Source organism: Parasphingorhabdus sp. (assembly GCF_036963805.1).
GTDB lineage: Bacteria > Pseudomonadota > Alphaproteobacteria > Sphingomonadales > Sphingomonadaceae > Parasphingorhabdus.
On the sequence record NZ_JBALUN010000001.1, the window covers coordinates 825,592 to 841,023 of the forward strand.

General features: G+C 50.6%; 14 protein-coding genes and 1 tRNA gene. 5 read left to right on the forward strand and 10 right to left on the reverse strand.

Annotated features, from left to right (window positions below):
* Window positions 1–5: 5 nt before the first annotated feature.
* Genes mazG through V7676_RS03970 form a run of 10 tightly spaced genes read right to left on the reverse strand, consistent with a single transcriptional unit; the run spans window position 6 to window position 9,437 of the window.
* A complete protein-coding gene (mazG, locus tag V7676_RS03925; protein ID WP_335658340.1) occupies window positions 6–740 on the reverse strand; it encodes a nucleoside triphosphate pyrophosphohydrolase in 735 nt (244 codons plus the stop codon).
* A 59-nt stretch (window positions 741–799) separates the two neighbouring features.
* The gene (locus V7676_RS03930) at window positions 800–1,411 is read right to left on the reverse strand and encodes a retropepsin-like aspartic protease family protein (RefSeq protein ID WP_335658341.1); all 612 of its coding nucleotides are present in this window, start codon (window positions 1,409–1,411) and stop codon (window positions 800–802) included.
* A gap of 2 nt (window positions 1,412–1,413) precedes the next feature.
* Window positions 1,414–2,184, reverse strand: a complete 771-nt coding sequence (locus tag V7676_RS03935; RefSeq protein ID WP_335658342.1) for an MBL fold metallo-hydrolase — start codon at window positions 2,182–2,184, stop codon at window positions 1,414–1,416.
* A 2-nt stretch (window positions 2,185–2,186) separates the two neighbouring features.
* Window positions 2,187–2,963: a TatD family hydrolase gene (locus V7676_RS03940; protein ID WP_335658343.1), complete on the reverse strand. Its 777-nt coding sequence runs from the start codon at window positions 2,961–2,963 to the stop codon at window positions 2,187–2,189.
* 3 nt (window positions 2,964–2,966) lie between these two features.
* On the reverse strand, window positions 2,967–4,541 hold the full coding sequence (metG, locus tag V7676_RS03945) for a methionine--tRNA ligase (protein WP_335658344.1): 1,575 nt from the start codon (window positions 4,539–4,541) through the stop codon (window positions 2,967–2,969).
* A 49-nt stretch (window positions 4,542–4,590) separates the two neighbouring features.
* Complete coding sequence (locus tag V7676_RS03950) at window positions 4,591–5,619, reverse strand: AAA family ATPase (RefSeq protein WP_335658345.1); 1,029 nt, start codon at window positions 5,617–5,619, stop codon at window positions 4,591–4,593.
* A gap of 4 nt (window positions 5,620–5,623) precedes the next feature.
* Entirely contained in the window at window positions 5,624–6,250 is a 627-nt protein-coding gene (gene tmk / locus V7676_RS03955) for a dTMP kinase (protein ID WP_335658346.1), read from the reverse strand.
* Window positions 6,247–7,407, reverse strand: a complete 1,161-nt coding sequence (locus V7676_RS03960; protein ID WP_335658347.1) for a D-alanyl-D-alanine carboxypeptidase family protein — start codon at window positions 7,405–7,407, stop codon at window positions 6,247–6,249. Before V7676_RS03960 ends, tmk begins: the two co-directional genes overlap by 4 nt.
* A 52-nt stretch (window positions 7,408–7,459) precedes the next feature.
* Window positions 7,460–8,491, reverse strand: a complete 1,032-nt coding sequence (locus V7676_RS03965) for a septal ring lytic transglycosylase RlpA family protein (RefSeq protein ID WP_335658348.1) — start codon at window positions 8,489–8,491, stop codon at window positions 7,460–7,462.
* Window positions 8,475–9,437, reverse strand: coding sequence for a lytic murein transglycosylase (locus V7676_RS03970; protein WP_335658904.1), 963 nt, complete (start codon window positions 9,435–9,437; stop codon window positions 8,475–8,477). Before V7676_RS03970 ends, V7676_RS03965 begins: the two co-directional genes overlap by 17 nt.
* Window positions 9,438–9,701: 264 nt before the next feature.
* On the opposite strand from V7676_RS03970, the gene V7676_RS03975 reads away from it, so the two are divergent.
* The 5 genes from V7676_RS03975 to V7676_RS03995 all read left to right on the forward strand — a co-directional run bounded on the left by V7676_RS03975 (window position 9,702) and on the right by V7676_RS03995 (window position 15,109).
* Window positions 9,702–9,791 (forward strand) — tRNA-Ser (locus V7676_RS03975).
* A gap of 695 nt (window positions 9,792–10,486) precedes the next feature.
* Entirely contained in the window at window positions 10,487–11,899 is a 1,413-nt protein-coding gene (locus V7676_RS03980; RefSeq protein ID WP_335658349.1) for an efflux transporter outer membrane subunit, read from the forward strand.
* Window positions 11,896–13,206, forward strand: a complete 1,311-nt coding sequence (locus V7676_RS03985) for an efflux RND transporter periplasmic adaptor subunit (protein WP_335658350.1) — start codon at window positions 11,896–11,898, stop codon at window positions 13,204–13,206. Before V7676_RS03980 ends, V7676_RS03985 begins: the two co-directional genes overlap by 4 nt.
* Window positions 13,203–13,892 carry an ABC transporter ATP-binding protein gene (locus V7676_RS03990; protein ID WP_335658351.1) on the forward strand — a complete coding sequence of 230 codons (690 nt, stop codon included), beginning with the start codon at window positions 13,203–13,205 and terminating at the stop codon, window positions 13,890–13,892. The genes V7676_RS03985 and V7676_RS03990 overlap by 4 nt, the downstream gene beginning before the upstream one ends.
* Complete coding sequence (locus tag V7676_RS03995) at window positions 13,892–15,109, forward strand: ABC transporter permease (protein WP_335658352.1); 1,218 nt, start codon at window positions 13,892–13,894, stop codon at window positions 15,107–15,109. Before V7676_RS03990 ends, V7676_RS03995 begins: the two co-directional genes overlap by 1 nt.
* The last annotated feature ends 323 nt before the right edge of the window (window positions 15,110–15,432 follow it).

Below are 15,432 nucleotides of genomic sequence, written 5' to 3' on the forward strand. Positions count from 1 at the left end.
TGGCTTTACGTTGTGGACTTCGCCTTTTGCCATTCTATTTCCAGTTCGTCGATCGACATTTCTTTCATGTGGCGTGGAGAAGTTTCTTCTACTTTATTGAATCGTATGGAAAATTTACGCGTTGCGTCCATTAGCGCCTGTTCGGCATCAACTCCATAATGACGCGAAAGATTAACTGCTGAAAAAAGAAGATCACCAATTTCTTCATGGATGTCCGCCTGATTTATCGCCTCTTCCACTTCCTGTAGCTCTTCTAAAAGCTTTGCCTTTACGGGAGCCTTGTCAGGCCAGTCAAATCCGACCCGTGAAGCGCGTTTCTGGATTTTTTGGGCCCGAAGGAGCGCGGGTAGGGCCAAAGCGACTCCATCCAAGGCACTGGATTTTCCAGTTTCTGCGCGCTCTGCTGCCTTTAGCTGTTCCCATCCGGGGCTTTCCTTGGTTTCGCTAAAAATATGCGGATGCCGACGGGTCATTTTCTCACAAATTGCAGAGACAACATCTGTAAAAGAAAAATGGCCGTCATCAGAGGCAATCTGGCTGTGAAAAACGACTTGCAACAATAGATCACCAAGTTCGTCTTTTAGACCGACTAAGTCCTGACGCTGAATTGCATCTGCCACTTCATAGGCTTCTTCGATCGTATATGGCGCCACTGACTCAAAAGTTTGCACCTTATCCCACTCACAGCCTGTTTCAGGATCTCGCAGCTGGCGCATAATATTGAGAAGGGGCTCGATCACTGTCCATCTTTCCTTTTGTCCATTAGGTTGATAATATATATTATGTTAAATTAATATCATTAATTTGGTGAAGGTGGTGTTAAAATCATTTCCTGCCCTTCAACCCGCCAACTAGCCAGCTCGGACAGAAAATTCATTCCCAGCACATTGGAATTCCCAAACGCTTCGGCCACCACGATGGGTAATCCAGATGCTGTCATGGAGCCAACTTTCAATGTCTGGATGCTCCCGCGCTGCGCTTTTACGGTGCCGTTGGCGGTATCAAGATAAGTTGGGAATCCACCGTCATTAATCTGAACATTTGCGGCTTCGGCGGTTTTCAAATTCATCGCCGTCGTCGTCGCTCCGCTGTCAATTAAGAAGCGGACGGACATGCCGTTTACCTCTGCGTCAGCCCAATAATGTCCGTCGGGAGATAAACGAATTATAAGAGTATCACCCACAACTTGCTGCTCGCTGGCTCCAGTCAGCTCGCCGGTGACCTTGTTCCACACGCCAACCAGTTCATGCTGATAAGAAAAAGCCAGAATAAAAAGCGCAAATATTACGACCCAGCTTAATGCCGTCCGGACAATTTCTTCCAAACCAATGCGGCGGGAAAATAAAACACTGCCGATCAACACTAACGCGCCGACCGCAAAAACTAGGTTTAGATTCTGATCTTCGGTCACGTTCAAATCTCTACCACAAGTCCATCATAAGCTGGCCTGATCATTTCTGGCAAAATAGAGCATAGATGGCGGTAATCCATTGATTTATCCATATGGGTCAACAGGCTCAATTCCGGTTTTGTAGATTCTATCAGATCTAGGGTCATGCCGAGATGGGCGTGAGTAGGATGAGGTTCCTGACGCAAAGCATCGACGACAAATATATCGCAATGGTTGAATAGTTTGCACATTCCATCAGTGACTTCGCCAAAGTCGGTTGCATAGCAAATCGACGCGCCGGCATGTTCGAACCGTAATCCTGCGGATGTTATGCTACCATGTGGCTGATCGACAATTTTAACGATGATGTCGCCTATTTGCATTTCGTTTTCGAGCGAACGACCATCGCAAATGGAAGGATAATATTGGTGTCCGTCAAAAGCATAGGCAAAGCGTTGCTTCAAACTGTCTAACGCAAATGGCCGCGCATAGGCGGGAATGGGCTCACGTTTTCTATTAAAAACCTGCCGCAAATCATCAATACCATGGCAATGATCGGCATGATCATGAGTCCAGATCACATTATCGATATAACCAATATTACATGCAAGAAATTGTGCCCGCAAATCGGGAGATGTATCGACCAAAATACGGGTGGTCGGGCTTTCAACTATGATAGACACCCTGCTCCGCCGGTTTTTCGGTTCATTGGGATCGCAATCACCCCAGTCATTTCCAATTCGCGGAACCCCGGATGAGGTACCGCAGCCGAGGATGGTGAGCTTTAGCGCCAAGGTTAGGGGTGCGCTTTGTTAAATAAGCTATAAAAATTCCGTGCTGTTGCCTCGCAAAGCTCAGAATAATCCTCACCACGAAGCTCAGCGAGAAATCTGGCTGTATCCGCGACAAATGCAGGCTCCCCTGTCTTACCGCGATGGGGGACGGGTGCCAAAAAAGGTGCGTCCGTTTCTACCAACAGGCGATCCAACGGGAATTTGGCGGCTGTAGCTTGCAGATCTTTGGCATTTTTAAAGGTTACAATGCCGGAAATGGAAATATATAGTCCCAAATCCAGCGCTTTATAAGCAAAGTCTTCGCTCGCTGTGAAACAATGGATCACACCAGTAAAAGCGCCCTGCTCCATTTCCTCTGCCATGATCGCTGCGGTATCTTCCTCCGCATCACGGGTATGTACAATAATCGGTAGTCCGGTTTCTCGCGCTGCCTGAATATGTGTGCGGAAGCTCTGCCTTTGACGATCACGGTCGCTATGATCATAATAATAATCGAGGCCGGTTTCTCCGATCGCGATAACGCGTTCATGCGCCGCTTCCTCGATCAGCTTCGTGAGATCAATATAGGGATGCGCGTCGGCTTCATGGGGATGGATTCCGATGCTCGCCCAGACATCGTTTTCGCGTTCTGCCGTCGCGACAATATCGCGCCATTCACTTTCCCGTGTGGATATGTTGAGCATGGCAGTCACGCCGCTTTGCCGCGCACGATCCAGAACGGCGCCCTGCTCTTCCACCAAACCCTTATAATTGAGATGACAATGGCTATCGACGAGCATCGCTTATCCCTGCCCTTCGGCCTCGGGCATTTCCAGACGCGGGAAAATGCCGCTTGGCGCCGGAAGCGTTAGGCCAGACATTATAGCATTGGTCATATGGGCAAAATCACGCTTATCCATATCTTGTCCTAACAGATCGAGCATTTTGTCACAGCTTTCCGGAATGACCCAGCGTAGCATGATCGCCAGCTGGCGAATGGATTCAGCGGTATAATAAAGCACTGTGTCTGCACGCCCTGGGTCGGTTTTGCGCAGCGCCCAAGGGGCCTGATCTGCGAAATATTGATTAGTGGCGCTTAACCGTTCACGCAGCAGATCAATGGCGGCATGAATAGGAAATTCGCCATTGTTCATCAATACCTCGATATTGGAGAAGCAGGCCGTCAAATCGCTGACAAGCTGTTCTTCTGCATCGGTTTTTGGTCCGGCTTCGGGTACTTTACCATCACAATTTTTGGCAATCATCGACAGGCTACGCTGTGCGAGATTGCCGAAATTATTGGCTAGATCGGCATTTGTTTTGGTGACGATCATTTCTGCTGAATAGGTACCATCTTTACCGAAAACCACTTCGGATAATAGAAAATAGCGCAATTGATCTACACCGAAGGCATCAGCCAAGGCAATTGGATCTACTACATTGCCGACAGACTTCGACATTTTCTCTCCCCGGTTGAGGAGAAAGCCATGGCCGAATACCTGCTTGGGAAGCGGCAAATTTGCGCTCATCAGGAAGGCAGGCCAATAAATGGTATGGAAGCGGACAATATCCTTGCCGATAATATGGGCCATATCACCGCCTTCGCTCCAAAATTTTGGATAAAGGTCGGTTTCCTCAGGATAGCCAAGACCCGTCAGATAGTTAGTTAGCGCATCGACCCAGACATACATCACATGGTTTTCGCTGCCTGGAACCTTTACGCCCCAATCAAAGCTGGTGCGCGAAACGGACAGATCGTTCAGTCCGCCTTCGATAAATTTGACCATTTCATTCCGGCGGCTATCCGGCATCAAAAATTCAGGCCTATCCTTAAAGAGTTTGAGCAACGGTTCTTGATATTTGGACAATCGGAAAAACCAGCTTTCCTCAACTGTCCATTCCACCGGGGTGCCTTGCGGAGAAAGTTTCTCTTTATTGCCACCCGCGCCTTCCGCATCGATCAGTTCGCTTTCGTCATAATAGGCCTCGTCCCGGACAGAGTACCAGCCCTCATATTTGTCTAGATACAGGTCGCCCTTAGCTTCCATCGCCTGCCAAATCGTTTGGCTGGCGTTATGATGCTCCGCTTCGGTCGTGCGCATGAAGCGATCATAGGAAACATTGAGTTTGTCGCACATCACGATGAATTGATTGGCCATTTCGTCGGCCAGGTCTTGGGGAGCAATACCTTTGGCGGCGGCGGCTTGGGCCATTTTTAGACCATGTTCGTCAGTCCCTGTCTGAAAACGGACTTCACGGCCCGATAGGCGCTGGAACCGTGCAATGGCATCTGTCGCAATGGCTTCGTAGGCATGGCCAATATGCGGCGGTCCATTAGGATAGCTGATCGCCGTAGTGATATAAAAAGGTTTAGACATGAATTGCTTTCCCGAATCCCGGCAAAAACCTGCCGTTTATCGCTTCTCTTTATGCGCGCTCATCAAGATGGGCAAGCGATCCCATCAGACTGCCGAGGCGAAATATTACAGCTTGATTGTCGAGCGCCTTGGGTGAAGCCATAGCGGCAAGATCACTAGCCTCACGCCAAAGCTCAATAGCATTGCCACTCCGCTTATTGCCTGCAGACTTTATATGCTGCGCCATAAGACTGGGTGCGCGGGATAGGAACGCCTGATAACGGACAGTGGCGGCCTTTAGCGACAATTTGCGTGCTAGATCGCTCTTGATCTGATTATTTTTATCGCCGGTTCGCATGATATCGCGGGCGAGGGTTTCGAGTTCCGCCAAACCGGCATCAATATATTGTAATGACCGCCCGGGAGATCCCTCCCCCGCTGCGATCAGCGCGTCGCGCTCCTTGTCATCCAGTTTGGGCGCAATATTGGTGAGGACATGTCGCATCTGGTCGTCATCCAGCGGATCAAAGCGCAATATCTGACAGCGCGACCGGATCGTCGGCAATAGGCGTTCCGGTGCGTGGCTAACCAGCAAGAAAATCGTATCCTTCGGCGGTTCCTCAAGGTTTTTAAGTAACGCATTGGCACCACCGCGCTCCAGATCGTCAATCGCATCAATTACGACGACGCGATAGGTTGAAATGGATGACTGGGTCGCAAAGAGAGACTGTAGGTTCCGGATCTGCGCGATAGAAATATTACGCTTTAATTCATGCTCTTCCAGTGCATCGACGCCGTCTTCTCGCGCCTTTTTATCTTCCTTGTCCGTTTTTCCTCCACGCTGAATCAGCCTGAAGTCCGGATGGCTGCCGGCAGCGAGAAGTTTCGCGCCCTGACTTTGTTTATCAAGATGGAAGCCATTTTCTTGCGGCATGATTCCTTCAACGGAATCGAGCAAAAACTGTGCTGCTTGTTTTGCAAACCCAGCTTTACCTAGCCCTTTCGGACCGGCTAATATCCAGGCATGATGCAGCTTTCCCTTATCAAAGGACTGCCGAAAAATGCGCTCTGCTTTATCCTGGCCAACAAATGACGTCATGCCGTCAATCCATCAGGTCGGATAGGTTGCGCAATAAATTCTGAGTGACATCTTCGGGTGATTGCGCTGCATCGATAAGCTTCACCCGATCAGGTTCTTCATCGGCATAGTGACGGAATTTGGTCATAACGGCGTGATGATAATCTCTACCACGGCCGCCAATACGATCACTGTCGCCGCGATCTCTGGCCTCGGCGCGGCGGGCCGCGATATTTTCCGGTAGATCAAGTATGAAGGTTCTATCCGGCATCAGGTTTTGACTACCAACATGGTGCAACGCCATAATATCTTCATCGCTCAACTGCCCGCCAACGCTTTGATACGCCCGGCTACTGTCAATATAACGGTCGCTAATAATCCATTCACCGCGCTCTAGCGCCGGCTTGATGAGGGCTGCGCAATGTTCAGAACGGGCAGCGGCAAATAATAACGCTTCGGTTCGCATATTCCATTTTTCATCATGGCCGCTTAACAGCAGGTCACGAATGATTTCCGCACCCGGAGTACCTCCCGGTTCGCGGGTGAGATGAACTTTAAGACCCTTAGCTTCTAAGGCTGCAGACAAAGCTTTTGCCTGCGTGGACTTTCCAGTCCCCTCTCCGCCTTCCAGACTGATGAAACGTCCCGTCACGCCATACCAAGTAAAGATTTAAGCCCCGCCCATATCCGGTCAAAAAAACCAGCTTCTTCAACTGCTTCACCGGCAACAAGAGGCATTCTCTGTGTGCCAGCATCACCGGTGGAGACTAACAACGTCGCGATCCGTTGACCTTTGGCGATGGGAGCTTTGATAGGTCCGTTATAAACAACCTTCATTGTAAGCTTTCCGTCAGAACCCTTTGGCAAAGTAGCGGATAGATCTTTTGGTGCAACCAGCTCTACGGTTGAGGAATCACCCATTTGGACTTCAGCAGTTTGAACCTGTGCTCCTTTTTTGAACAAGGATTTTGCTTCCCAAGCGTTGAAACCCCAGTTCATAAACTTCACGGATTCGCTACTGCGTCCGCCATAGCTGTCCAGCCCCGCGAGCACGGATACGATCCGGCGACCTTTTTGTTCCGCTGATCCAGTAAAGCCGTAGCCCGCTTCTTCTGTATGTCCGGTTTTCAGGCCATCCGCGCCATCGATTTTACCCAACAGGGGGTTGCGATTGGGCTGCGTGATGGGTTCTCCGCTATTGGTTTTTCCCCATGTAAATTCGGTCAATCCGAAGAAGTCTTTGTAGAGCTTTGGAAAATCGTCAGCCAGCCGTGCACCCAAAATACCCAAATCGCGAGCCGTCACCATAGTCTTGCCCTCATCCGGCCAGCCTGTGCTGTTACCGAAACGGCTGTTTTTCATGCCGATTCGTTTAGCGGTTTTGGTCATCAAGACAGCAAAATTATCTTCGGTTCCGCCAATCGCTTCAGCAAGAACTACACTGGCATCATTGCCCGACAATGTGATGATTCCGTGAAGAAGGTCGGTCACAGTTGGTTGATCATTAACGCCCAGAAACATGGTCGACCCCTGCCCCGTCCATTTTTGCCATGTTGCCGTCTGGATTTTTACTTTTTGATCAAGCTTCAGCTTGCCCTTTTGAATTTGGTCAAACGCAACATAGACGGTCATCATCTTTGCCATCGATGCCGGCGGGATTTGTTTATCGGCATTCCGTTCAAACAATATCGCGCCAGATGACACGTCGGTCATATAAGCTATCGGGGCGTCGGTTTCATAAGTAGGGGCCGCTATGACAGCAGAAGAAAGTACAATAAGCGGCAATGAAGCCCAAAAGATCTTGTTCATTAAATTCCCGGTTCCCAATCAGATGTGTGCATGCAGTCCTTATCGTCGGATTCTAATTTCCGGCGCGCAGGAGTCTTGCACCGCTATAGCCATGCTTTTGCGCCTGTGCCAGTCCGGCTTTAGCTTCATCTTCGCTGGCATAAGGGCCATAGCGTACCCGCCAGATTTTTCCGCTACCATCAGACTCCACCTTTGCACCGATTTGGCGTGCCATTTTATCGGCTCTGCGCTTCTCGGAAAAGGCGGCGACCTGAACAACATAGTCACCGGATGAAGTGGCTGAACTCTGCTTTTCAAGCGGTTTTGTAAAGGCGACAGATGTTTTTGGACCTTCGACGATAAACTTACCGTCGCGCGATCCCGACTTAGAAGGTGCCGTACCCGATGGCGCAACATAGGATGCTCCGATACCGCTATTATTAGCTTTTGTTTCGGTTGAAACATTGGCTTGCTGAACTTGCGCCTTTGGCATCGGCAGCTTTGCTAAATTTTTTCGCAGGATCGCTAGCAAGGAATCCGGTGTGCCGATCCGTTCGGTTGCAACACCACCTTTGCGCAACACTTCGCGTTCCTGCTCGTTAGGATTAACTTTACGTACGCGCACACCAGCCACGCCATGCTGGTCTATGCCAAGCTGCTTGGCGGCGCCATGAGACAGGTCAATCAACCGGTCATTGGAAAAAGGGCCGCGATCATTCACTCTGACCAATATGGTCCGGCCAGTATCCAGCGCAGTTACTTCAACATAGCTGGGTAGGGGCAGTGTTTTATGAGCGGCAGTAATCCCGTTTGGATTAAATGGTTCGCCATTGGCCGTCTGGATTCCAACAAGCTCTTGCCCATACCAGCTTGCATATCCAACATCATCATAGCTGGAAACATCTTCGGGCGTGTAGGTCTTACCCGCTATTTTATAGGGCTCTCCTATTTTAACCGGATAATCTGATACCGCTACATAGCCAGAGCCCGGTTTTGCAGGGCGAACTGGCATATTTGCATTGTCATTAACCCCGTCTATCGTGCCGCAACTGCTTAGCAATGCTGCTAATGTGCCGACACTTAATAATTTAACTGCGAATTTCATCTGCTAACAGCCCCACTGATAATCCGTAAAAATTTGAACAATTATAATCCAGAATGACGCGGTAATTACCGGTAAGAAGATAAGCGGTCTGATTGGGGCCATCAGGCTCCAGCAACGTCGCCAACACGTCATCCCTTAATTGATGCCCAGCACTTGGAGTAACACCCAGCGCGCGCCATTCCGCCATGGTTTTCCACTGACTGTGCCGTTCATGCACCCGCGGGCACCGTACAGCCTGCGTCCGGTTTTTGACTGCTTCACGGTTGAGAGACGATGGAACCCGTACTGCGATCCCCCATGGTTCACCGCGCCGCCAGCCGGCGTGGACAAAATAATTGGCGATAGAGGCCACTGCATCCGCTTCGCTGTTCCAGATGTCGGCATAGCCGTCTCCGCTGCCATCTTTCGCCAGCCTGAGATATACCGAAGGAAGAAATTGCGGCTTGCCCATGGCCCCTGCCCAACTGCCCTTCATGGCCGATTGGGGAACGCCCCGATCGATCATTTTAAGGACCGCCATAAATTCCGCTTCGAACAACGCCCGCCGTCGACCTTCATAGGCTAGTGTTGCCAATGATCTTGGAATATCAAAATCACCGGTATAGCCGCCATAATTGGTTTCATGCCCATAGATGGCCATGATAATCGGACCAGGGACGCCGGTTTCGCGCTCAACCTCTGTTAATGTGGCATTGAGCTGACGATATTTGGACTTTCCACCGTTAATCCGCGCCGCGTCAACGTGCCGGCTCTTATAGGGTGCAAATGGAGGGATGGCGCTATTAGGTTCACCACCCGGCTGTGATTGATCCAGTTGGATGACTCGGGGATTATGGGTCAAGCTTGGCAAAACTGTGTTTAAAGTCCGCTGACTAACGCCCTCTTGCAAAGCCTTGCGCCCTACTTCTTGCATATAGTTATCAAAGCCAGAATTTTCCTGTGCCATGGCGCTATTGTCGCCTGATGACGATGGCAGGTTAAAAAATGCAAGAGCGCTACAAGCTATCGCAATGGTAAAACGCATGAAAAACTTCCCTTCTTCAACATGTTGTCGCACATATTGACCCTAAAGGGAATCCCCATATATCGCAGGAGAGCACCAACTTACCTGATGGACAAAAATATCACCATTTTTCAACTGGGTGAATGCAATAAGCATAAAATCTTTGCGCTTTCAAAAAGAGGACGTTAGGAGGCGGTCGGCTAGAGCGGACAGGTGTCAGAGTGGTCGAATGAACCGGTCTTGAAAACCGGCGAGGGTGCAAGCTCTCCGTGGGTTCGAATCCCACCCTGTCCGCCAGCCCACTACTCAGTCGAGCTTGAGCTCCCTATAGTCGTTTGTTAGATAAATGCGGCACCAACGGCTATGGTCGAGAGTTTGCCGAAATCCGGTCTTTTTAAATCCGAACTCAACGACCGATAGGATATTTTAAACGTTGGGCAATTACGGTTAATCTATTTGCCGGTATTCACAATCCCGAAATGTCTGATGCTGTCATAGTCCTACAGTTCATCCCAACTGATTGGCCCTGCAACCGCAGTTCCCGTGCATGCACGGGCGAAATAAGGGGTCATGGATTTTTGAGATGTGTTGATGCACGTAGCGGACAAAACGCTGGAACCGGCTTAGTGTATCATATTACTTGGACGAACTGGTCTACGGGACTATGAATCCACTAGTTGGCTATTAGATTTGGCCATATGGTTCAAATCCTCTGACCCGGGAATCTACTTAGGGAAGTCGACCATGGTTGCGGCTAATAACGATATCAAGATTATAGAATATTGATCCTCATCGATAAAATAAACGATATAATTGAGGCCTGCAGAATTTCGAAACGGTTGGATCGTTTAGGATTTGATATTATGGATCATGCATCGACCGGCGCCAGTAAAAAATCACAAAATCGAAACGTCCCAAGGAAATGAAGAAATGATGTTTAATGTGGTCAAAATGGATCGAGAAAGTCGATATATGAGGCTTCGCATAACGAAATGATGTCTCAAATTTCTCGTTCGATAATTATCGCTGCCCTGTTTCTGGCAGGGTGCACACGAGGTCCAGATTATCACCCGCATTCGACAACCGATCTCGCGGTGCCCGATGAGTATGTGGGCGGGAATGACGGGATTTCAACTGCCGATATATCTGAATGGTGGTCCCGGTTTAATGACCCGGTGCTTGAGGAATTAATCGACACGGCACTATCAGAAAATCTCGATCTCGCACAATCGGTGGCGCGGGTCACCCAGGCTAGGGAATCGCTGGTTCAATCCGGCGCTGATCAACTGCCGGCCATTAATTTCTTCAGCAGTAGTGGTAGGAACTTCAATTCCGATGCGCCTGATAGCTGGTCCTTCTCGCGCTCAATCGATGCCAGCTGGAGCGCAGATATCTTTGGCGGTCTGAAACGATCAAAACAGGCGACCTTTGCCTCTTACCAATCAGCGGGATACAGTCTTGCTAACGTCCGGACATTGATTGCTGCGGAATTGGCGCGCAACTATGTTTCAGCTCGGTCTTTGCAGGACCGCCTCCGCATTGCCGAGGAGAGCCTTCGAAATCAGGAAAGCAATTTGCAGATCGCAAAATGGCGCGCTCAGGCTGGACTGGTTTCATCGGTCGATGTCGAGCAAGCCAAGGCGCAAAGAGCGCAAACCGCTGCTATAATCCCACTTTTGGAACAGTCAAAGGCGGCGGCGCGTTACCGCTTGGCTGTACTCACCGGACAGGCTCCCGGTGCCGTTGACGGCTTGCTGGACACTGATGCCCGCCTGCCTGCTGTCCCGGAATTTATCGCGAAAGGCGCTCCGGCAGACATATTGCGCCAACGCCCGGATATCCTCTCTTCCGAGCGCGATCTTGCTGCAGCCACTGCACGGATCGGCGTCGCTCAGGCCCAATTATTTCCATCATTGACGCTCACGGGAAATATCGGGTCCATATCAAGTGATTTTGGTAATCTCACTGATATACTGACCGGCGGACTTTTCGCATCAATCGCGCACAGCATTTTTGATGCAGGAAGCCGAAGGTCAGCGGTGCGGTCACAGGTCGCGGCTGCAGACGGCGCATTTGCGGCCTATCGTTCGGCGATATTGAATGCTCTGGAAGAAGTGGAAAATGCCGCCAAATACCGGCGCACAGCGGAGGCGCGCATTTCAGCATTTTCGGATCAGAGTACAGCATCCAACAATGCCGCGATTTTGACACGCGCCAATTATCGCGCCGGATTGATCGACTTTCAACGGTTATTGGAATCCGAACGCAGCTTGCTGTCGGCAAATGACAGCCTTGCCATTGCACAGGCCGATCGACTGACTTCGGCGATTCAGCTATATCTTGCATTGGGCGGCGGATGGCAGTCAGTGCCTCAAAATGCCAATAATGAAGAGGCCTCGAAATGAACGCATCTGGCGAAACTGCAAATCTGGATGAATTTCTCGAAACCCCGGAACCCTCGCCAATATGGCGTTATGGAAAATGGGCACTGCTGGCGGTGGCAATCTTCCTGTTCGTCCTTTTCGTCAGCCGGCTGTTCTTTGGCGAGAATGGCGTTGAATATGTAACGGATACTGTCAAGCGCGGTGACATCACGGTGAATGTAACCGCCACCGGAAATCTTGCTCCAACAGAGCAGGTAGAAGTCGGTTCAGAGATTTCGGGCATTGTCAGAAAAGTTCTGGTTGATGTCAATGACCGGGTGTCGAAGGGACAGGTCATCGCCATGATCGATACGGATCGTCTCAACGATATCGTCAAGCAATCGCAAGCATCGCTGGCCGCCAGCCAGGCATCGGCTGTCAGCGCCCACGCTACGCTGGACGAGGCGCAGGCACAATTACGGCGGCTGCAGGAAGTCAATCGCTTGTCAAATGGCCAGGTGCCTTCAGAAACGGAAATGGCTGCTCAGCAAGCCGTAGTGGCTAGGGCCATAGGCTCGTTAAATTCTGCCCGGGCCAATGTTATTGCCGCGCAAGCCGAATTATCTTCCAACAGGACACAGCTATCACGCGCGACCATTCGAGCGCCCGTCTCCGGCGTGGTGCTGAAACGCTTGGTTGATCCGGGGCAGACTGTGCAGGCGTCTTTCAACACTCCATCACTTTTCATTATCGCCGAAGACCTGTCCCGTATGCAGCTTGAAGTCGCCGTTGATGAGGCCGATGTCGGGCAAGTGCAAACAGGACAGAGCGGTAGCTTTACAGTCGATGCCTATCCGGGCGAGAAATTTCCCGCGACAATTTTAAGGGTGAATCTTGGTTCAACCAATCTTTCGGGCAGTTCAAGCACGAGCACCGCATCTACGTCGGATGTCGTTTCCTATACGGCCCTTCTCAATTTCAACAATGACGATCTGAAATTGAGGCCGGGGATGACCGCGACCGCAACAATCCGGACAAGTGGGGAAAAAGACGTGCTGATGATACCCAATGCAGCGCTACGCTATATTCCTCCGAAGGATCAGGAGCCTGAAGAAAGCAGCGGCTTTGGATTTTCCCCGCCACGCTCGGATGGAACCCATGTCACGCAGGAAACCGAAATTGGAGTGGGAAGCCGACAGACAATTTATGTGCTGGGCGACGATGACAAATTGCAAAAGGTCACGGTAGTGACAGGGCAAAGCAATGGTCGTCAAACTGCTATAACGGGGAAAGGTCTTAAGATTGGACAGCGTGTAGTGACTGGCCAAAAGGCAAAAGCAGCAGAATGAGCGAGCCGATAATCAAGCTGATCGATATCACAAAGACATTTGGTGAAGGAGAAGCTGCTTTCCAGGCGCTTAAGGGCGTCAATATGGCCATAAATGAAGGTGATTTTGTCGCCATCATGGGGGCCAGCGGATCAGGCAAATCGACAATGATGAATATTGTGGGGTGCCTGGATGTGCAAACCACCGGTTCCTATTTTTTCAAGGGTGTGCCGATCGAATCGCTCAATGTTGATCAACGTGCCTTGCTGCGCAGACGCTATCTTGGCTTTGTTTTTCAGGGGTTTAATCTTTTGCCCCGGACGTCGGCACTCGAAAATGTTGAACTGCCATTGCTTTACAGAGGTGAAAGTCCGGCTCAGAGGCGAAAATTGGCGTTGGCGGCCCTTGATAGCGTCGGCCTTGTTCCGTGGGCGGATCATACGCCGAACGAACTGTCCGGTGGCCAGCAACAACGTGTTGCCATCGCCCGCGCCATCGTCACGGAGCCGACTGTGCTGCTAGCGGACGAACCGACCGGCAACCTGGATAGCGAACGATCAGTGGAAATCATGGAGCTACTGACACAGTTCAACAAAGAACGCGGCATTACCATCATTATGGTCACCCACGAATCTGAACTCGCTGCATTTGCCCATAAAATTGTTGTCTTTAAGGATGGCCTAGTCGAACGCGTGGAACAACACTGATGCTGTCGACCACTTTTCTATTGGCATTCCGCGCAATCCGGCGACACCTCTTACGCTCTTTTCTGACCCTGTTGGGTATTATGATCGGCGTATTATCTGTGATAACCATGGTCACGTTGGGCAATGGAGCTACAGAGGCAATCAAGACATCCATAAGCGCCCTGGGTTCTGACCTGCTGCAGGTATCTCCCGGACAGCGATCCAGTCCTGGTGGGGGAAGCGGCGCTGGCGAAGCGCCTCCGTTATTCAAACAAGCCGACGTCAACGCCATTGCTGAACAGATTGGCGGTGTCACTGCGGTAACCGGTCAGGTCCGGACCAGCGGAGCAGCCATCCGAAACGCGCAAAACTGGACAACCACGATCAACGGCACGACCAATAATTTCTTCATCGCTCGGAAATGGGAGTTGGCCGAGGGACGCAATTTTTCCGCAGAAGAGGAGCAGGCTGGCAAAAGCGTCTGCGTGATTGGTTCCACCATCGTTGAAAATCTGTTTCAGGATGCCGATCCTGTTGGCCAGGACTTTCGCATTAAGGGAGTGAGCTGCCAGGTTATCGGCGTGCTGGAAAAACGTGGCCAAAGTGGTTTTGGCGGGGACCAGGATGACACGGTTATCATGCCGCTAAAGGCTGTCCAGAGACAGATGATCGGCAATCAGGATATCAACTCGATCATGATTGGCCTTGATCCTGCCTATGAGACAAGCGCGGTGAAAGAATCAATGGTTTCCCTTCTGCGGGAACGTCGCAATCTGGGGCCAGACGAAGAAGATGATTTCAACGTCCTGGATGCCAAGCAGATTTCCGACACGGTGTCCGGCACAGTTGGCATATTGACCACCTTATTGGGAGCGGTCGCGGCTGTCAGCCTGTTGGTTGGCGGCATCGGCATTATGAATATCATGCTCGTAAGCGTAACCGAAAGAACGCGGGAAATCGGAATCAGGCTAGCGATTGGCGCGCTCGGCCGAGAAGTGATGATGCAGTTTTTGGTTGAATCGATTGTTTTGTCCAGCCTCGGCGGACTGATTGGAATATTTCTCGCGTTAATCGTAGGTATTGTTGCAGCTCCACTGATGGGACTGGATTTTCAATTTGATATCCAGATCAATGTGATCAGCTTTCTGTTCTCTGCGATAATCGGGGTCGTTTTCGGATATTTTCCCGCACGGCGAGCGGCAAAGCTGAATCCGATCGATGCCTTGCGATCTGAATGATGCTAGGACAACAAGTTCCATGGAAAAGCGAATGAGCCCTTTTTTTGTGGATAACTATTCGCGCTGAGCAATTGCTATTCATGCCGACTGCTGTTCGCGCGTTTACACAAATCTGTTCTTACCATGGTTCGTTAAAAAGGCCTGGGCGCTATGGCTTTGCTCCTTGATTGATTTGGAAAGTTCGTCTAGCGTTATACCTTCGCCTCGCTTCTGTAGCGCAATTACTGTGGCAGACGTGGCCTGCATTTTGGTTTTGATGTTGCCTATTTTGTCTTGCCGGTTTGAGGATCGGGCGATCCAACTCTTGCACCGACCCTAGCTAC